Source organism: Christiangramia aquimixticola (assembly GCF_048285835.1).
GTDB classification, from domain to species: domain Bacteria; phylum Bacteroidota; class Bacteroidia; order Flavobacteriales; family Flavobacteriaceae; genus Christiangramia; species Christiangramia aquimixticola.
Genome location: NZ_JBLVTL010000003.1, coordinates 149,677 through 169,704 on the forward strand (window position 1 = coordinate 149,677; position 20,028 = coordinate 169,704).

Annotated in this window: 16 protein-coding genes; 12 read left to right on the forward strand and 4 right to left on the reverse strand. The window is 38.7% G+C overall.

Features of this window, described 5'->3' with window-relative positions:
• The coding region (locus ACNKXV_RS07565; RefSeq protein ID WP_417907110.1) for a putative LPS assembly protein LptD at positions 1-1,728 on the reverse strand (1,728 nt) is incomplete at its 3' end.
• A gap of 136 nt (positions 1,729-1,864) precedes the next feature.
• Here ACNKXV_RS07565 and ACNKXV_RS07570 point away from each other — a divergent pair.
• The 7 genes from ACNKXV_RS07570 (at position 1,865) to bshA (ending at position 10,804) form a co-directional block, all read left to right on the forward strand.
• A complete protein-coding gene (locus ACNKXV_RS07570) occupies positions 1,865-2,989 on the forward strand; it encodes an N-acetylmuramoyl-L-alanine amidase family protein (RefSeq protein ID WP_417907111.1) in 1,125 nt (374 codons plus the stop codon).
• Positions 2,990-3,045: 56 nt separating this feature from the next.
• Positions 3,046-3,999 (forward strand): MlaD family protein, encoded by a 954-nt coding sequence (locus tag ACNKXV_RS07575; RefSeq protein WP_417907112.1) that lies wholly within the window; start codon positions 3,046-3,048, stop codon positions 3,997-3,999.
• A gap of 6 nt (positions 4,000-4,005) precedes the next feature.
• Positions 4,006-5,346 (forward strand): 4Fe-4S dicluster domain-containing protein, encoded by a 1,341-nt coding sequence (locus tag ACNKXV_RS07580; protein WP_417907113.1) that lies wholly within the window; start codon positions 4,006-4,008, stop codon positions 5,344-5,346.
• 33 nt (positions 5,347-5,379) lie between these two features.
• Positions 5,380-6,171 carry a (Fe-S)-binding protein gene (locus ACNKXV_RS07585; RefSeq protein ID WP_417907114.1) on the forward strand — a complete coding sequence of 264 codons (792 nt, stop codon included), beginning with the start codon at positions 5,380-5,382 and terminating at the stop codon, positions 6,169-6,171.
• Between the two features lie 86 nt (positions 6,172-6,257).
• Positions 6,258-6,743, forward strand: a complete 486-nt coding sequence (locus ACNKXV_RS07590) for an ABC transporter ATPase (RefSeq protein WP_417907115.1) — start codon at positions 6,258-6,260, stop codon at positions 6,741-6,743.
• Positions 6,743-9,670: a glycoside hydrolase family 3 N-terminal domain-containing protein gene (locus tag ACNKXV_RS07595; protein WP_417907116.1), complete on the forward strand. Its 2,928-nt coding sequence runs from the start codon at positions 6,743-6,745 to the stop codon at positions 9,668-9,670. Before ACNKXV_RS07590 ends, ACNKXV_RS07595 begins: the two co-directional genes overlap by 1 nt.
• A 3-nt stretch (positions 9,671-9,673) precedes the next feature.
• Complete coding sequence (gene bshA, locus ACNKXV_RS07600; protein ID WP_417907117.1) at positions 9,674-10,804, forward strand: N-acetyl-alpha-D-glucosaminyl L-malate synthase BshA; 1,131 nt, start codon at positions 9,674-9,676, stop codon at positions 10,802-10,804.
• A 53-nt stretch (positions 10,805-10,857) separates the two neighbouring features.
• On the opposite strand, the gene ACNKXV_RS07605 is transcribed toward bshA, so the two are convergent.
• The gene (locus ACNKXV_RS07605; protein WP_417907118.1) at positions 10,858-11,349 is read right to left on the reverse strand and encodes a hypothetical protein; all 492 of its coding nucleotides are present in this window, start codon (positions 11,347-11,349) and stop codon (positions 10,858-10,860) included.
• A 129-nt stretch (positions 11,350-11,478) separates the two neighbouring features.
• Between ACNKXV_RS07605 and ACNKXV_RS07610 the strand changes: the two genes are divergently transcribed.
• From ACNKXV_RS07610 to ACNKXV_RS07630, 5 genes are all read left to right on the forward strand, one after another.
• Entirely contained in the window at positions 11,479-14,406 is a 2,928-nt protein-coding gene (locus tag ACNKXV_RS07610; RefSeq protein ID WP_417907119.1) for an FAD-binding and (Fe-S)-binding domain-containing protein, read from the forward strand.
• Positions 14,407-14,518: 112 nt separating this feature from the next.
• A complete protein-coding gene (locus tag ACNKXV_RS07615) occupies positions 14,519-16,474 on the forward strand; it encodes a PAS domain S-box protein (protein ID WP_417907120.1) in 1,956 nt (651 codons plus the stop codon).
• Between the two features lie 2 nt (positions 16,475-16,476).
• Positions 16,477-16,851: a response regulator gene (locus ACNKXV_RS07620; RefSeq protein ID WP_417907121.1), complete on the forward strand. Its 375-nt coding sequence runs from the start codon at positions 16,477-16,479 to the stop codon at positions 16,849-16,851.
• 167 nt (positions 16,852-17,018) lie between these two features.
• Positions 17,019-18,083 (forward strand): chorismate synthase, encoded by a 1,065-nt coding sequence (gene aroC / locus ACNKXV_RS07625; protein WP_417907122.1) that lies wholly within the window; start codon positions 17,019-17,021, stop codon positions 18,081-18,083.
• Positions 18,084-18,100: 17 nt separating this feature from the next.
• Positions 18,101-19,441, forward strand: coding sequence for a dicarboxylate/amino acid:cation symporter (locus ACNKXV_RS07630; protein WP_417907123.1), 1,341 nt, complete (start codon positions 18,101-18,103; stop codon positions 19,439-19,441).
• Here the strand turns inward: ACNKXV_RS07630 and ACNKXV_RS07635 are convergent.
• Positions 19,438-19,851: a thiol-disulfide oxidoreductase DCC family protein gene (locus ACNKXV_RS07635; protein ID WP_417907124.1), complete on the reverse strand. Its 414-nt coding sequence runs from the start codon at positions 19,849-19,851 to the stop codon at positions 19,438-19,440. The two genes, ACNKXV_RS07630 and ACNKXV_RS07635, sit on opposite strands and share 4 nt — an antisense overlap.
• A gap of 5 nt (positions 19,852-19,856) precedes the next feature.
• Positions 19,857-20,028, reverse strand: a 172-nt coding sequence (locus tag ACNKXV_RS07640) for a hypothetical protein (protein ID WP_417907419.1), incomplete at its 5' end; no start/stop codon positions are given.

Consider the following 20,028-nt stretch of genomic DNA (forward strand, 5'->3'; position numbering starts at 1 on the left):
TCCGGGATTAAGATTGTAGTTAATAGAAGGTCTCATTACATGCCGGATAGCCTGGATCTTTTTATCCTTTCCAAAATTTTTGATACCATAAATGGTGGTTCCCATACTGGCATTAAAATTATAGGTCCTGTAAGAATCAAATCCATTAATGGTATCAACTACTACTTCATCAAGTACGGGGTCAAAGGATCTGTCAAATGTTCTGGAAACCCAGGTTTCTTCGAAACTTGTACCTGTGGAAACACTAAGAAATTTAAATAGTTTGAAATTCGTAGATAACGGAATGGAATGTTGAGCGCCCAGTCGGGCATCCCTGAACATTTCCGGCTTAAAAAATAAAGAGTCAACCGTGTTCATTTGATTTTCTGCACGGAGGCTATATTGTAAATTGATGTTTTCAAACATTCCTTTTTTGGCACCGCCTGAGGGTGCAAATGGATATATTCTGGACATACTTACCTGAAGGGTTGGTAAACTTAAGTTTACCACTCCTGTCCGCGTATTTTGAGAATGTCTCGCGGCAAGACTTAGATTTACCTGAGGTTCTCCGGGAAATGTTTTGCTATAGGAAACCGAAGAACTTAAGGTGTTATTCAGGTAATTTCCTGTATTGGACTGGTTGATCGATTCAGCATAATATTCACTGCTACCAAGGTTTACTGAAGCTGAAAACCTTGAGCTTGGATTAGCTTTTGCATCCTGGCTGTGTGTCCATTGGATGTTATAGGAGGATCTTTCACTAAAATTAGGGAAACCCCGTTCACTATTAAAAAGTTTCTCATACCGTACCCGGGCATTTCCTCTGTATTTATAGCGCATGGCGTAATTAGAAGAAAATTCCAGGGTATAGGACCCATTGGTATAATAACTCCCTAAAGTAAGAAGATCTACATAATCGCTAATTGCAAAATAATAACCTCCATTTTGAAGATTGTAACCGTATTGACTATCTCCAAAAGACGGAATTATGAAACCAGAAGTTTCTTCATCTGTCAAGGGGAAATATCCAAATGGAAGTCCAAGAGGTGTAGGAACATCGGCTATGTACATATTAACCAGGCCGGAAACGATCTTTTTCTCAGGAACAAATTTTATCCTTCTGGCGTAAAAGAAATATTCAGGATCATCTATATCTTCAGATGTGGTGAATTTCACATTTTTCATAAAATAAACCGAATCGTTCTCCCGCTTGGTCACCATTCCTTTTACCTTAAAATCGGCTTCTTCAGTTCTGGAATTATATACGAGCGCCCTTTCGGTTTTAAAATTGAAGCGAATGGAGTCCGGTTCAACTTTACGTGTGGCCTGAGTAAAAACAGGAGCCTGAGTGTAATTTCCCAAAGAGTCGGGGATCCCGTAGGCTCTTACTTCATTTTTTTTATTGTCGATTATTATAAGACCAGCCTCAATTATCATGTCGCCATATTCTATCCTGGCCTCGTTATACAGATACATTCTATCCTCTTTTGGACTAATGCGCATATAATCTGTAGCCTTATAATCCACAATGTCGGTAAGAAACTGAGGTTTTTTTACGGAATCTTTTTTAATGGAATCCTGCTCCACCAAAGGTTGAGCAATTGTGTTAAATTCTGGAACAGGGGTTACCGAATCCTTTACGGCTTCTACCGGTAGCGACGTGGTTTCCACTTCCTGTGGATACAGAACAAGGGAAAAGAACAGCGTGAAAACTAAGCAAAAAAGTGTATTCGGGATATTTGTTTGCAATGCTTTAAGTGCTATTTTTGTACGGATTGGCTTGTTTTTTGCAAAACCAAAATTACATATATTTTTTCAGGTGACTTTTGAGACTACTGGAAAAAATAGTAATAAAATATTCACCCCACATAAGCGTTAGCTTTTTATGAGAACGAACTTACTTAAACATTTCGTATTCACACTCCTTTTAATAGGTCATTCTATTACCACTTATTCTGCTGAAGTGCCACCCAATTTAAAAGAATTCGTGGTGGTTCTGGATGCCGGCCATGGTGGTAAAGATCCCGGAAATATGGGGAATGGATATAAGGAGAAAGACATTGCTCTAAGTATTATTTTAAAAATTGGCGAAGAGCTTGAAAAATATAAGAACATTAAAGTTGTTTACACGCGAAAAACTGATGTGTTCGTGGAACTTTTTGAACGTGGCCGCATCGCCAATGAGGCAAATGCAGATCTGTTTGTCTCTGTACATTGTAATTCTCATAATTCCCAGGCTTCCGGAACCGAAACTTTTGTTTTAGGGCTAAACCGAAATGAGACCAATTTTGAAGTTGCTAAAAAGGAAAACTCGGTAATTTACCTCGAAGATAATTACGAGGTGACTTATGCCGGATATGATCCTAATTCTCCTGAATCTACTATAGGTTTAACTATAATGCAGGAAGAATACCTTGATCAAAGTATACTGCTGGCAGATCTTGTTCAGAAAGAATTTACTCATACTCTTAAAAGAAAGAACCGGGGAGTTAAACAAATGGGATTGATCGTCCTGCACCAGACCTATATGCCGAGTGTTTTGGTAGAAACAGGATTCCTTACTAATAATGAGGAGGGGCCTTACCTTAACAGTTCTCGAGGGAGGGATGACATGGCCAGGGCGATATCCAATGCGATCCTGGAATACAGTAAAACCATCAACCTCGATATCCTGGACGAAGTGGTGAGTCAAAAGCCTGAAGCTGGGGATAAGTTATATTCTAAACCCGCACCTCAGATTTACCGGGATGTAGTATTTAGAATTCAGCTGGCCGCGGGATCGAAAAAAGTGGATACCAAACCATATAATTTTAAAGGTCTTAAAAATGTTGACCGGGAAAAAGAAGGAAAGCTCTTTAAGTACTATTATGGAGAAACTTCAGATTATCTGGAAATCCAAAGGCTTCATCAGGAAGCAATTAAAAAGGGATACCCGTCAAGTTATATTGTCGCATTTAAGAATGAGCAAAAGATAACGGTTAATGACGCGTTAAAATCTAAGCTCAATTAGAACAGCTTTTCTATTTTTATTTCTAAATTTGTCCGTATACATTTAAAAACTTGCTTTTGAGATATACCAGAGAGGTGAAAACTGCCGTGTTAGCTATCGTTGCGATAGTTATTTTAGTGTTTGGATACAGTTTTCTTAAGGGAGAGAACCTGTTAGCTGAAAATAGAATCTTTTATGCTGAGTATAATGATGTTGAAGGTTTGTCGCCTTCTTCAGATGTTACCATAAATGGATTAAAAGTAGGACAGGTAAGTAAAATCCAGTTCAAGGATAATTCCGGAACCCTGGTTGTATCATTCACAGTTAAGAACGACTTCAAATTTTCTAAAAGCAGTACCGTTAATATTTACGGTGGTAGTATTATTGGTGGTAAATCGCTTGCGATCGTACCAGACTATGATAAATCTGTGCCATGGGCAGAATCCGGAGATACTCTTAAAGGAAACAAGGAAGAAGGTATCATGGAACTTGTGAACGACAAGCTTACTCCGCTTCAAAACAAACTTGAAAATACAATAGTTAGCGCCGACTCGATGTTAACTGCTATTACCCAAATCCTTGACGATACAACCCGTAACAATATCCGCGGAACTTTTAAAAATCTTGATGCAACCGTTGCTTCTTTTAAGGTTACGGCAGATGAATTGCAGGGGATTGTAAAAGGAAATTCGCAAAAACTGGACAGGACTTTCACTAATCTTGATGAAATGTCCACCAACATGAATAAGTTTTCTGATACTCTTTCTCAAATGAATATCGGGAAGATCACCAGTGATCTTGAAAAGGTTATTGCCGATTTTGAAGGAATTACCAATAAGCTGAACAGTAAAAATGGAACCGCAGGAAAATTGATCAATGATGATGCGGTTTATAATAACCTGGACAGAGCAACTAAGCAACTTGAACAATTATTACAGGACATAAAACTTAATCCAAAGAGATACGTACACTTCTCTGTGTTCGGTAAAAAATCGGGAGATTACGATCCGCCTAAAGATTCCTTAAAATAACCAACCATGCAAATAGTTGCGCAAATCCTTTTTGTAATTGCCCTTGTGGCAGGAATTGGCTTTTTTGCCAGAAATATCAAACGATTAATCCGGAATATTAAACTGGGAAAAGAAGTAGATCGCTCAGATAATTCAGGAGAGAGATTTGCCAAAATGGCCAGAATTGCTTTGGGTCAAAGTAAAATGGTAAAGAGACCGGTATCCGGTTTTCTTCATATAATAGTATATGTTGGATTTATCATTATAAATATTGAGGTCCTTGAAATCATCATCGATGGTATTTTTGGAACACATAGAATTTTCTCCTTTATGGGAGGTTTTTATAATGTTTTGATTGCCAGTTTTGAAGTTCTTGCATTCCTTGTGCTTGTTGGAGTGATCATTTTCTGGTTACGTAGAAATTTCCTCAATATCTATAGATTTCTGGGTCGCGAATTAAAAGGTTGGCCTAAGAATGATGCTAATTATATTCTCTATTTCGAGATGGTTCTTATGGCATTGTTTCTTATAATGAATGCTACAGATTATCAATTACAGCTTAACGGAGCAGATCATTATGCTTCTGAAGCCGGGATCATGGGTAGTTTTCCTATCAGCCAGTTTCTTCTTCCTATTCTCGAAGGAATGAGTAACGGTACTTTGATCATTATCGAAAGAGCTGCCTGGTGGCTTCATATTATAGGGATACTATTTTTCTTAAATTATCTTTATTATTCTAAGCACCTGCATATTTTACTTGCATTTCCAAACGTGTATCTTTCAAAACTTACCCCTAAAGGTGAGATGGATAACCTTGAAGCTGTAAAGAAAGAGGTAGAACTAATGATGGATCCAAATGCCGATCCATTTGCGGCACCGGCTGAAGGTGAGGATGAAGGAGAACCTGAAAAATTTGGTGCTTCAGATATTTTCGATCTTAACCAGGTGCAGTTACTTAATTCATATACCTGTACAGAATGTGGTCGATGTACTTCAGAATGCCCGGCCAATCTAACCGGTAAAAAATTATCTCCCCGAAAGATAATGATGGACACCCGCGACAGGGTAGAGGAAGTTGGAGAGATCATCAACAAAAATGGTAAGTTCGAAGATGACGGGAAGCAATTACTGGATGACTATATTACCAGAGAAGAACTGTGGGCGTGTACTACTTGTAATGCCTGTGTTGAAGCCTGTCCTATAGGCATCGATCCTTTGTCTATTATCCTTGATATGAGAAGATATCTGGTAATGGAGCAGAGTGCGGCGCCAAATGAACTGTCCATTGCGATGACCAATATTGAAAATAACGGAGCGCCCTGGCCATATAATCAAATGGACCGACTTAACTGGGCACAAGAAAAATAATAAAAATTTAGTTTAAAGATAAAGATCAGCGATATGGCAGAAGCACTTAAGGTACCTACAATGGCCGAATATATGGCAGAAGGTAAAAAACCGGAAGTTTTATTCTGGGTAGGTTGTTCTGGAAGTTTTGACGACCGGGCAAAAAAAATAACCAAAGCTTTTGTAAAGCTTTTGCATCAGGCAAAAGTTGATTTTGCTGTTCTTGGAACTGAAGAAAGCTGCACCGGTGATCCTGCCAAACGTGCCGGGAACGAATTTTTGTTCCAGATGCAGGCAGCAACCAATATTGAAGTTCTTAACGGTTATGAGATCAAAAAGGTGGTAACCGCCTGTCCTCATTGTTTTAATACACTTAAGAATGAATATCCTGCGCTGGGTGGGAATTATGAGGTTATGCATCATACCCAGTTTCTTAAAGCTCTTTTAAATGAAGGTCATTTGAAAGTTGAAGGAGGAAAATTTAAAGGAAAGAAAATTACTTTCCACGACCCTTGTTATTTAGGTCGAGCTAATGACGAATACGAAGCTCCCCGAGATCTTTTAAGAAAACTGGAAGTAGAGCTTGTGGAGATGCGTAAGTGCAAAAAGAATGGTCTTTGCTGTGGAGCAGGAGGTGGACAAATGTTTAAAGAACCTGAGCCGGGTAATAAAGATATCAACGTAGCGCGTACAGAACAGGCTTTGGAGGTGGAACCGGAGATCATTGCTGCCGGATGTCCGTTTTGTAATACCATGATGACAGATGGTGTAAAAAACAAGGAAAAAGAAGATAGCATCGAGGTTATGGATGTTGCCGAAATGATCGCCAACGCTAAGGATCTTTAGTGAAAATTTCAAAAGTTAAAAGAGGGTAGTCTATTTGACCTGAAGGCTAAATAAATTAAATTTGTCTCAATTCAATTTTAGCCCTTATGTTAGTACCATTTGAAAGTTTGCCGGATAGTTCAAGAGTTTGGATTTATCAGGCGAACAGATCTTTCACCGAACAGGAAATTCAGGAAATTTCTGAAAAACTTGAAAATTTTATTGCCAGATGGACTGCTCACGGCGCCGACCTTAAAGCATCCTACGAAATAAAATATAAAAGATTTATTACCATTGCTCTTGATCAGGAACTTAATGCTGCAACCGGTTGTTCCATAGACGCTTCCGTTCAGTTTATTCAGCAGCTGGAGCAGGAGTATAACGTAGATCTTCTCGATAAAATGAATGTTTCCTATAAACAGGGAGAATTCATAGCTCATAAAAGTTTAACCGATTTCAGGAAAATGGCCAAGGATAAGGCGGTTTCCCCTAATACCATTGTTTTTAATAATCTGGTTAATAATAAAGCTGAATATCTTACCCAATGGGAAGTTCCCGCTTCTCAAAGCTGGCATAACCGTTTTATGAAATAATGAAATTGAAACAGCTCCAAACGTTTTATTCATTTTTACTATTACTGCTTATCTCCTTTTCAGGGTTTGCTCAAAGTAAAAGTCCATTGTTTACTAAGGATTATCCGGCTCAGCGAAAATGGGTGGATAGTGTATATCAATCTCTGGATTTAAAAGAAAAGGTAGGCCAGTTGTTTATGGCGAGTATCTGGTCCAGGAACGATAATGAAGCCGATTCAATAAGGAAATTAATAAAAGAGCACCATATTGGTGGACTGATATTCTCCAAAGGTGGACCGGTAAAACAAGCTCAGCTAACCAACGAATTTCAGAAGATGTCCAGAGTTCCATTGTTGATTGGAATGGATGCTGAATGGGGGTTGGCCATGCGCCTGGACAGCACTTATGCCTTACCCTGGAATATGACTTTGGGAGCAATCCAGGATAATAAACTTGTGGAAGAAGCCGGAGCTGCTATTTCAAAACATACCAAAAGACTTGGAGTACATTTCAATTTCGCCCCGGTGGTGGATATTAATACAAATCCTGATAATCCTATAATTGGGAACAGATCCTTTGGAGAGGATAAGATCAATGTAACGGAAAAATCCCTGGCTTTTATGCGCGGGATGCACCGTGAAGGAGCTTTAAGTAGTGCCAAGCATTTTCCCGGACATGGTGATACCGATTCAGATTCGCACAAAACACTTCCCACAATTAATTTCTCTTCTGATAGGATTCATGAAGTTGAATTGTTCCCGTACAAAAAACTTATCCCCGAAGGTTTAAGCAGTGTTATGGTTGCACATTTAAATGTTCCTGAGCTGGAAGCTGAGAATGGTAAACCTGCATCGTTGTCTTCCACAATTGTAACCGATATCTTAAAGAAAGAACTTGGATTCAATGGTTTGATATTTACAGATGCTCTTGATATGAAGGGAGTTTCCAGAGGCAGAAAACCAGGAGAAGTAGACCTGGAAGCATTTTTAGCCGGTAATGACATCTTGCTGATGAGTGAAGATATTGGCAAAGCGTCTCAAAGCATTATTGATGCCGTTAACCGTGGAATAATTAGTAATGAAAGACTGGAGTTATCTGTTAAAAAAATATTATTCGCTAAGTATAAATCCGGGTTACATCAATTTAAACCAATTGAAACAGGCTATTTAATTGAAGAGCTTTATACAGCCAAAAATGAGGCTTTACTGGAACAGTTATTTGAAAATGCTGCGACGCTTATTAAGAATAACAGAGGGGTAGTACCGGTTAAAGATCTTGAAAAGAAAAAGGTTGCCTATGTGAATTTTGGGGATGATGATGGGAGCCCATTTTTAGAGCAGTTAAAAAAATATACTCAGGTTGACTGGGTAAAAGCATCCAGAATTTCAGAACTTTTGGAAGAGCTTGAAAAGTATGATCTGGTGATCGTAGGTTTTCATAAATCCAATTCGAGCCCGTGGGCTTCTTATAAGTTTACAGATAAGGAAGTTATGTGGCTTCATGAGATTGGCAGAAAGAATAAGACCATACTTTCTTTATTCAGCAGGCCTTATGCGTTGCTTGATCTTAAGAGCTTTGCAAATCTTGAAGGAATTATTGTTGGATATCAAAACCATCCTTTAGCTCAGCAAAAAGTAGCTCAGATCATTTTTGGTGCGGCTTCAGCTAAAGCGAAACTGCCGGTTAGCATCAGGAATGAATTCCCCGTTGGAACAGGTTTTATCACAAAGGATATTAACCGACTGGCTTACGGAAAACCGGAAACGGTTGGAATGAATTCGCATAAGCTTAAAAAAATCGATAGTATCATTAATTATGCTACCGATCAAAAAATGACTCCCGGCGCCCAGATACTTGTGGCTCGTAAAGGGAAAGTTGTTTACCAGAAGAATTTTGGATATCAAACTTATGAAAAGGAATTTCCTGTAACCGATACTACGGTTTATGACCTTGCATCGCTTACAAAGATTCTGGCCACTTTACCTTTGGTAATGCAGCTTGACGAAGAGAAAGTGCTTAGTTTTGATACAAAACTTGGGGAGTTGATACCTTCATTCAAAGGATCCAACAAAGAAAAAATCAGGCTGCAGGATATGCTTATGCATTATGCAAAACTTCAGGCATGGATTCCTTTTTATATTTCCACTATTGATCCTAAAACAGGTGAATTATCTCAGGATTTTTACAGAAGCACTCCTTCAGAAGAGTTTAATACTCAGGTAGCAAATAATATGTTTATCCGCAGGGATATTAGCGATACTATCATTAGAACTATAAAGGACAGTGAACTGGAGAGAAAACTGGCTTATAAGTATAGTGATCTGCCCTATTATCTTTTAAAATATTATCTCGAAGGATACCATAATCAATCTTTGCTGAACATTACTCAGGAGCAACTTTACAAACCTCTTGGAGCTAATTATACCGGTTATTTGCCAAGAACAAGATTTGATAGCTTGCAAATCGCCCCTACAGAATTTGATGATTTATGGAGAAAGCAGGTGGTGAGAGGATACGTTCATGATCAGGGTGCGGCTATGCAGGGTGGTATTGGTGGCCACGCAGGTTTATTCAGTACGGCGAACGATGTTGCCAAGATCATGCAAACATATTTGAACGGTGGAACTTACGGAGACCATAAATTCCTCAATAAAGAAACCATAGATCGTTATAATAACTGTTATTACTGCAAAAATGATGTAAGGCGTGGAGTTGGGTTCGACAAACCTCAGCTTAAAGAATCCGGGCCAACCTGTAATTGTGTATCTATGACCAGTTTTGGACATAGCGGTTTTACGGGAACCTTTGCCTGGACCGATCCTGAAGAAGAGATTGTTTACGTATTTTTGTCTAACAGAACCTATCCTGATTCAAATAACCGTCAATTAATTCGGGAGGATATCAGGTCTGAGATTCAAAAAGTTATTTACGAAGCTATAGATTTTTAATAGATGAAGATTGCCATTGTTTGTTATCCAACCTTCGGGGGAAGTGGAGTTGTTGCTACAGAGTTAGGTCTCGCCCTTTCCAGAAGAGGACATGAGGTTCATTTTGTGACCTACAAACAGCCTGTAAGACTCGAAACCATATCGAGTAATATTTGCTTTCATGAAGTAAATGTTCCTGAATATCCACTTTTTCACTATCAGCCATACGAACTTGCTTTAAGTAGCAAGCTTGTAAATGTGATAAGGAAATATGAAATAGAGCTACTTCACGTACACTATGCAATTCCTCATGCCTATGCCGGTTATATGGCTAAAAAAATGCTGGAGGAGGAAGGAATCCATATTCCTATGGTTACCACTCTGCACGGAACTGATATAACTCTGGTTGGTAACCATCCTTTTTATAAACCTGCAGTAACTTTTAGTATCAATAACAGTGATCATGTTACTTCAGTTTCAACCAGCCTAAAGGAAGATACCCTTAAGTTTTTTGACATAAAAAAGGAGATCAATGTGATCCCAAACTTTATAGATGTTTCAAAATTTCAGCAGAAAAAATTTACCGATTGTCAAAGAGAAATGATGGCAGGCAGAGATGAGAAGATCATTACTCATGTAAGTAACTTCAGGAAGGTGAAAAGAATTGACGATGTGGTAAAGATCTTTAATGAAGTTCAAAAGAAAGTTAGTGCCAGATTGATGATGGTGGGTGAGGGGCCTGAACGTAAAACTGCAGAAGAACTTGTGCAGAAATTCGGAATTCAGGATAAAGTACTTTTTCTGGGAGAAAGCAATGAGATCGACAAGATCTTATGCTTTTCAGACTTGTTTTTATTGCCTTCAGAAACAGAAAGTTTTGGTTTGGCAGCCCTTGAAGCTATGGTTCACTCAGTACCTGTAATTTCTTCTAATTCAGGAGGATTGCCTGAAGTTAATATTCACGGTGTATCCGGTTATTTACATGATGTAGGAGATGTGGAGTCAATGGCCCAAAGCGCTATCTCAATTCTTGAAGACAATTCGGTATTAGACAAATTTAAACGTCAGGCCGGAGAAACAGCCGGGAATTTTGATATTAATAAGATCGTTCCCATGTATGAAGCTTTGTACGATAAAGCTTTAGTTAAAGCATAAAAAAAAGCGAAGCCTTATGAAGCTTCGCTTTTTTATTTAAAGACTTTTTCTACTTAGAACTGGTATCTTATCCCAAGAGCAACATCTGGAGTGAAATCACTATGTTGACTATAATCTGAGAATCCTATCTCTGGTCTAAAGTCAAGAGATAACAATAGCGGAAAATCAAAATCATACTCAATTCCAACGTTACCTGCAATTAGAGCAAAAATTCCGTCATTATAATCACCATGTCTATTGTCATCATAATTTCCCAGACCTGCACCTGCACCGGCATACCAGTTAAATCCGCCTTCGATATTCCAAACCCATTGGTAAAGACCTACTAATTTGATAGCGTCATAATGACTGTCATTTCTCCAGCCAAGATCCAATTCCAGACGGTTGTTCCCCTGTAAAGCACGTTGATAAGAAACTTCAGCACCATAGCTGTTACCTCCACCTACGCGTAAACCGATTGCATTATCGGAAATTTGCTGAGCTTGAGTTTCACTGGCGAAAATTCCTCCAACTATTAAAGCTGTAAATAGAACTATTTTTTTCATGTTTGATCGTTTTTAGGTTGACAAATTTAGTTCGAATTCAATTACAAAAACGTTGTACGTAGTAAATGTATTGTTAATATTAATTAAGATTCTGTTAAGCGCTGTTCAGTAAAACTGCTAAATTTGAGTATGAAACTGAAAAATGCATTACATAAGCTTTCTTCGAAGATTAACGGGAAGCTGTATTATGATGATCTAAGGAAAACCATATACGCCACAGACGCTTCGGTTTACAGGGAGATTCCTCTGGCAGTATGTATTCCAAAGAATGAGCAGGACATTATAAGTCTTATTAATTTCGCCCGCGAAAATAAAACATCCCTTATTCCCCGAACAGCCGGTACTTCTCTTGCCGGGCAATGTACCGGTGATGGAATTGTGGTGGATGTTTCCCGGCATTTTACAGACGTAATCAAGGTAAACCCTAAAAACCAGACCGTAACCGTTCAGCCAGGCGTTATTAGAGATGATCTCAACCGGCAATTACAAAAGCATGGTTTGTTTTTTGGACCTAATACTTCCACCTCCAACAGATGTATGATAGGAGGGATGGTGGGAAACAATTCCAGCGGAACTACCTCAATAAAATATGGAACTACCCGGGAAAAAGTGGTTTCTATTAAGGCTATTCTTAGTGACGGTAGTAAAGTTGAATTCAAAAAACTCACTGCGGAAGAATTTGAGAAGAAATTAAAACTGGATAATCTTGAAGGAGATATTTACCGACTGTTTAAAAAACAATTAAGTGATACAGATAATAAGCAGGCTATACTTGCGAATTATCCTCCTGCCTCCCTGCATCGTCGCAATACAGGTTACGCCCTGGATGATCTTTTAACCACCTCCATATTTTTAGATTCCAAAAGAGACTTCAACATTTGCGAACTAATCGCGGGAAGTGAAGGCACCCTGGCGTTTATTACCGAAATCACGCTAAAACTTGATGAACTTCCTCCGGTTCACCGGGCTATGGTTGCAGCTCATTATGCTTCAATAGATGCCTGTATGCAGGCTGTAGTACCGGCGATGGAACATTCGCTCTATACCTGCGAAATGATGGACAAGGTAATCCTTGACTGCACCCGGGAAAATTTAAAATATAAGGATAACAGGTTTTTTATTGAAAAGGATCCTGAAGCAATTTTAATGCTTGAACTCAGAGCCGATTCAGAAATCGAATTGCAGACAATGGTCGGGAATTTACTGGAAACCCTCAGGTCTTCCGGACTCGGGTATGCTTATCCTGTTCTATATGATGAACATATTGAACTTGCTCTGGAATTAAGAAAAGCCGGGCTTGGCTTATTAGGGAATATGAAAGGGGACCGGAAGGCTGTAGCCTGTATTGAAGATACAGCGGTTGCCCTTCCTGTCTTAGCTGAATATATTTCAGAATTTACTGAAATCATGGCTAAGTATGGTCAACAGGCAGTTTACTACGCCCATGCGGGGGCGGGAGAAATCCATTTACGCCCAATCCTGAATTTGAAAAAATCTGAAGATATTCGGTTGTTCAGGGAAATTACTCTCGCTGTCGCCAAACTCGTAAAGAAGTACAATGGCTCCCTAAGTGGGGAACACGGGGATGGTAGAGTAAGAGCGGAGTTTATCGAATTAATGTTCGGTAAAAAGGTCTATGAACTATTAAAGGAGGTCAAATTCACTTTTGATCCTGATAATATTTTCAATCCGGGTAAGATCATTGACGCTCCTCCTATGGACACTTCATTGCGATATGAACCCGACAGAGCAGAACCTGAAATTAGTACTCTTATGGATTTTTCTGATGCTGACGGAGTTCTGCGGCTGGCTGAAAAATGTAATGGAAGTGGTGATTGCAGGAAGTCTGTTGAAGCAGGAGGTACCATGTGTCCAAGTTACAGGGCAACTCGGGATGAAAAGGATACCACCAGGGCCAGAGCAAACGCTTTAAGGGAATTTTTAACCAGCTCTCCAAAAGAAAATAAATTCGATCATCCTGAATTAAAAGAGGTGCTTGACCTTTGTATAAGCTGTAAAGGCTGTAAAAGTGAATGTCCGTCCAATGTTGATATGGCGGCTCTTAAAGCTGAATTTCAATATCAGTATCATAAAGCAAATAAACCAACATTACGGGAAAAGGCCTTTGCAAATATTACCAGGCAAAATGAATTGGCTTCAAAAATTCCTGGAATCTCCAGGTTTATAATGACGAACAGGATAACCTCAGGAATTACCAAAAAAGTATTGGGTGTGGCCAGCCAAAGAGAGTTACCGGTAATTGCCAAAACAACTTTACGGGATTATTGTGAAAATAATCGAAGAAAGTTTGAAGTTGAAAACCCAATTAAGCAAGTTTATCTATTCCTTGATGAATTCACCAATTATCTGGATGTTCAGGTTGGGAAGGATGCAATTCATCTTTTAACCGGGTTGGGATATAGAGTGAACATAATGGACCATCCCGAAAGTGGACGAAGTCATATTTCTAAAGGATTCCTGCAACAGGCAAAGAATTTTGCTAATAAGAATGTAAGCATATTTAAAGAGTTAATTAATGCGGAGACACCTTTGTTGGGAATTGAACCTTCGGCAATCTTAACATTTAGAGATGAATATTTGAGACTGGCAGATGATAAAGAAGGAGCTACCATTCTTGCGAAAAACTCGTTTCTTATCGAAGAATTTATAAAACAGGAAATTTCCTTAGAAAATATAAAACAGGACCAGTTTACCCGCAAAATGGCGACAGTCAAAATCCATGGACATTGCCATCAAAAAGCTTTATCTAATACTGCAGTAACTTTTGATATGCTCAACTTACCCGAAAATTACAAGGTTACCATCATTCCTTCAGGCTGTTGCGGAATGGCCGGGTCATTTGGATATGAAAAGGAGCACTATGAGGTTAGTATGAGAATTGGAGAGAATTCTTTATTTCCTGCTATAAGGAAAGCTTCCGGAAGCACGATTATAGCTGCAAATGGAACCAGTTGCCGACATCAAATTAAAGACGGGACCGGTAAAAATGCATTACATCCGGTAAGCATACTTTATCACGCTCTTATAAAAGATTAATTGCAATTTTTTGTTAATGCTATACAAAAATTGACCTTAAACATTGTCAAAATATTAAATTTAGGCCCAATAAGAATAGGTTAATAATTAGATTAATCCTGCATAGGATCGAATGGATTATAAATTAAGAATTCAACAGCTTGAAAATGAGCTGGCAGAGGCAAAAAACAGGATTAAGGAATTGGAGTCTTCCACTTCCCGGGAGTCTTCGAATACAAATTATAAAGCTTTAATTGAGTTTAACCAGATGGAAAAGTCTGTTTTAGACTTTATTCACTGTCCACTTTTAATTCTGGATCAGGACTTAAAAGTAGTTTTCGCTAATAATAAATATCAGCAGGCCTTTGGAAAAGAAAATGAAGATCCAAAGGGTAAAAATTTATTTGAAATTGATAATAATCAGTGGGAGGTTCTTCAATCTCAAAAGGTGCTTGAACCTCTAATATCTTCAGCCACAGATTCTATTCATCAGGAAATCAAATTTGAGAAAACAGGAACTACAAATTTTTTAAGCCTTAACGCACATCTTATAAGTCTTGATGATGCTGATAAAGGTTATATCCTTTTATCAATTGAAGATAATACCGAAAAAAGAAAAGCCGAATTAAAGCTGGAAGACAGTGAACAAAAATATAAGGAACTTGTTCACTCCTCTAACTCCCTAATGGCAATTTTAAGTGGTCCGGACATGATCATTGAAACTGCCAATAAATCCATTAAAAAGGTATGGGGGAAAGGAAATAATGTTGAAGGTAGATCATTATTCGAGGTTTTACCTGAGATCAAAAAACAGGGTATGCCGGAACTTTTTAGAAATGTTTATAAAACAGGGGAGCCATACATTGCCAAGGAAAGACCCATTAAACATGAGAAAAACGGCAAATTAATTCTCCGATATTTTGATTTTATTTATCAGCCTCAACGAAATTCAAGAGGTGAAATTGAAGGTGTTTCTGTAATTGCAAATGATGTTACTCAACAAGCACTTCTTAATAAAAAAATCAGAAAAAGCGAGCGTGAATTTCGCCACCTTGTAAATTTTATGCCTCACAAAATTGGTGCTACAGACCCTAAAGGATTTGCTACTTTTTATAACAAGAGCTGGCTGGATTATACCGGTAAAACGTTAGAAGAAATGCTTTCTGAACATTGGGACATGTTAATTCATCCTAGTGAAAGGGAGGAGGTAGTTTCTCAGGTACAGGAAATGCTAAAAACAGGTAATCCATTGGAACTGGAGCTCAGGATTAAAGATAAAAATGGTGATTATAAGTGGCATCTTGCCAGAACCACTCCAATTATTGATGAGGACGGTGAAATAACCTCCTGGTTGACTTCCAGTACCGAGATTCAGAAATTAAAAGAAGAGGAAGAACGGAAAGAGGGATTCCTTAAACTGGTTAGCCACGAATTAAAAACTCCGGTAACCTCTATTAAAGGATATGTTCAGTTGCTATTATCCATTATGGCGAAAGAAAAAACCGATATAGAAAATATGCCGGTTAAGCCTTATTTAAACAGAATTGAAAGCCAGGTGGACAGGTTGATTAGGCTAATTTCAGAAATGCTTGATCTTTCTCGCATTGAGCAGAATGAAATGGAACTGCAATTAACAACTTTCGACCTTAATAAACAGGTGGAAGATATTGTGGAAGATCTCACATATACTAATACAGATATCCAGATAGAGATCGAACATGAATGCGAGTGTAAGGTGATGGCAGATCGTGACAGGATTGGTCAGGTTATTATCAATTTTGTAAATAATGCCCTAAAATATTCGCCAGATAGCAATCGGGTGGAAATTAAGGTTTTTAGGGAAGATGAAAATAATGTTGCTGTTAGCGTCAGAGACTTTGGAATTGGAATTGATGAAAAAGAACAGCAGCAAATCTTTAAAAGATTTTACAGGATATCTGGAAATAACGATGAAACCTATGCAGGTTTTGGAATTGGTCTTTATTTATCCAATGAAATTATAGAACGTCATAACGGACGGATATTTGTTAATAGTACACTTGGTGAAGGTTCTGAATTTACTTTTACCCTGCCCCTAAATCAAAATTAAATATGGCAAAGATTTTAATTGTCGATGATGATCAAACCATTGGGTTTATGCTCAAGGATATCCTTGAATTTTCAGACCATAAGGTTATTGTATCCCAGCAACCCAAGGAAACTAAAGAAAATATTATCAAGAACGATATTGAGCTTATTCTTCTTGATAAATTGATTTCGGGAGTAGATGGAACAGATGTTTGTTCAGAATTGAAGAGCGATCCTGAGGTTGCTCATGTTCCGGTAATTATGATGTCTGCATTACATAATGTGGAGGAGTTATGTAAATCTGTTGGAGCCATAGACTTCATTGCAAAACCTTTCGATATGGAAACCCTTCTGGCAAAGGTGAACAGAAATTTGAAAAAAGAAGGTGCAGATGGCTAAAAATGACATTTTATCCTAGGTAGAGAAAAAATAAGGGTAATAATGTTTGTAAATTGGAAGACTTGCTGAAATTTAGTTAACCAAACTAATGAAGGCTGATAGTGATTATATAGAAATCAACTTTCAAATATCTTCTTAAAAATTTACATTTGTTCAAAATCGATTAAATGCCGGGAAATTCTATTGGTACTGTTTTTAAGTTAACCACTTTCGGGGAATCCCATGGAGTTGCCATAGGAGGTGTGATCGATGGATGTCCCGCCGGTCTTAAAATTGATACGGAAAAGGTTCAAAACGATTTAAACAGAAGGCGCCCGGGGCAATCGGCCATTGTAACTCAACGTAAAGAGCCGGATACAGTTGAATTTCTTTCCGGAATCTTTGAAGGTTTAAGTACAGGTACTCCCATTGGTTTTATCATTAAAAATGCCAACCAGAAGTCCAAGGACTATTCTCATATCAAATACACTTTCCGGCCTTCCCATGCAGATTATACCTATTCAGAAAAATATGGCGTAAGAGATTACCGGGGCGGAGGAAGATCTTCTGCCCGTGAGACTGCCTGTAGAGTAGTTGCAGGAAGTGTTGCTAAACAATTACTTCAGGATATCAGTATAACAGCTTATGTTTCAGGAGTTGGAAAATTGGAGCTTACCAAACCTTACCACGACCTGGACTTTTCAGAAATTGAAAAGAATCCGGTTCGTTGTCCGGATCCTTCCCTGGCTGCCGATATGGAATCCTATATTAAAAAGATTAGAAGTGAAGGGGATACGGTTGGTGGAATAGTAGATTGTGTGATAAAAAATGTTCCCATAGGATTGGGTGAACCTGTATTCGACAAACTTCATGCAGAACTGGGAAAGGCGATGCTATCCATCAATGCTGTAAAAGGTTTTGAATACGGTAGCGGTTTTAAAGGTACTACCATGAAAGGTAGCGAACATAACGACCAGTTTAATCAGGATGGTTCTACTAAAACCAATTTGAGCGGGGGAATACAGGGAGGAATTTCAAATGGCATGGATATTTATTTCCGGGTTGCCTTTAAACCTGTGGCTACGCTTATGCAGAAGCAAACCACCCTAAACCAGCAGGGAGAGATGGTGGAGATGCAAGGTAAAGGAAGACATGATCCATGTGTGGTTCCAAGAGCAGTACCTATTGTTGAATCCATGGCTGCACTTGTATTAGCAGATTATTATCTTTTGAATAAAATATCCAAAATCTAAATTTAGAACTTAAGAATATGAAAAATCTAGCACTGCATTGGCAAATACTTATAGGAATGGCTGCCGGGGTCGCTTTTGGTTTACTTATGACGAATTTTAGCTGGGGAGCAGAATTCGTAGGTGACTGGATAAAACCTTTTGGTAATATTTTTATCAATTCTTTAAAACTTATTGCAGTGCCATTGATCCTGGCATCATTAATTAAAGGGATCTCAGACCTTAAGGATATTTCCAAATTATCCAAAATGGGAACCCGTACCATAGCTACATATGTAATTACCACGGTTATAGCAGTAAGTATTGGTTTGCTAATGGTGAATCTTATAGCACCGGGAAAAGCAATTTCTGAAGAAACCCGTAGTGACCTTATAGCGAGTTATGAAGGTGATGCATCTGTAAGAATTTCTGATGCTCAAAAACAAAAGGATGCCGGGCCTTTACAAGCTCTGGAAGATCTGGTTCCAAGCAATATTTTTGCAGCGGCCAGTGATAACGGGAATATGTTGCAGGTAATTTTCTTTGCAATTTTCTTCGGACTCGGTTTGATCTTAATTCCTGAGAAGACCGCGAAACCGGTAAAAGATTTCTTCGATGGGTTCAATGAGGTGATCCTTAAACTTATCGATCTTATTATGCTGGCCGCTCCTTACGGGGTGTTTGCGCTACTTGCAGCACTTATTGTGGAATCTCCAAGTGCCGACCTTTTCGCCGCTCTGGCTATGTATGCATTAACTGTACTAATTGGTTTGGCATTGATGATTGGAGTGTATATCCTCCTGGTTTGGGTATTTACAAAAAATACCCCTTCATTCTTCCTTAATGGAATTGGACCGGCACAACTTCTGGCATTTTCTACCAGTTCCAGTGCTGCTACGCTTCCTGTAACTATGGAAAGAGTAGAAGAGCATATGGGAGTAAGTAAAGAAGTGACAAGTTTTGTGCTTCCTATTGGAGCAACCATTAATATGGATGGGACAAGTCTTTATCAGGCGGTTGCAGCAGTATTTATCGCGCAGGCATTTGGAATGGATCTTAGCTTAGGAGCCCAACTGGGGATAATTATGACCGCTACATTGGCCTCCATAGGATCGGCTGCTGTACCCGGAGCGGGAATGGTAATGCTGGTTATTGTACTGGCCCAGGCCGGAATTCCTGAGGCCGGACTTGCATTGATCTTTGCTGTTGACAGGCCATTGGATATGTGCCGAACAACGGTTAACGTAACAGGAGATGCTGCTGTTTCTTTAATGGTAGCAAAATCAGTAAATATGATGGGGCCTCCAAACGTGAAGAAATGGGATGACGATTATCATCCGGAAAATAATAATGAGGTTACTTCAAAATCTGTAGAAGTCTAATCCAGAAATTTGGCTTTAAGCTCGGGAGTTGGGATCATACAATTGTCCTTTTTCCCGAACCATTTGTATCTGTTTTTAGCAATAATATCATAGATGCCATCACGCATAGTTTCTGGAAGGAATAAAAAGTTTTTCAATAAAAAGTATCCACCGCTAAGGTCTCTTGAAATTTCAAGTGCTGCGGTGGATTTTTTATAATAGGCTACTCCGGGTTCGATAAGGATGATGGAATCTAATTCTTCAGGATCCAGACCTCTGTCCTGCAACAGCTGTTTCCCCGTTTCACTCTGTAATGCCGCAAATCTAAAGACATCCTTTTTATCATGTTTAATGATAAATTGAACCGAGTTATTGCAAAGGTTGCATACTCCATCAAATAATATGATCTTCTTGTTTTCAGGGATTTCCATCTATGTTATTTTTTTGCTGCCTGTACCAGTTCCAGCTGCTCCATGCCAACTGAGGTCGTGAACATTCCATAATTAACCACCGCTTTTCCTTTTTCAATAGTATCGATAGTACCCACGGCTTTCCCATCTTCCAGCCGAACACGATCACCCACTTTAAGTTTGGCTTTTGGTTTGTTC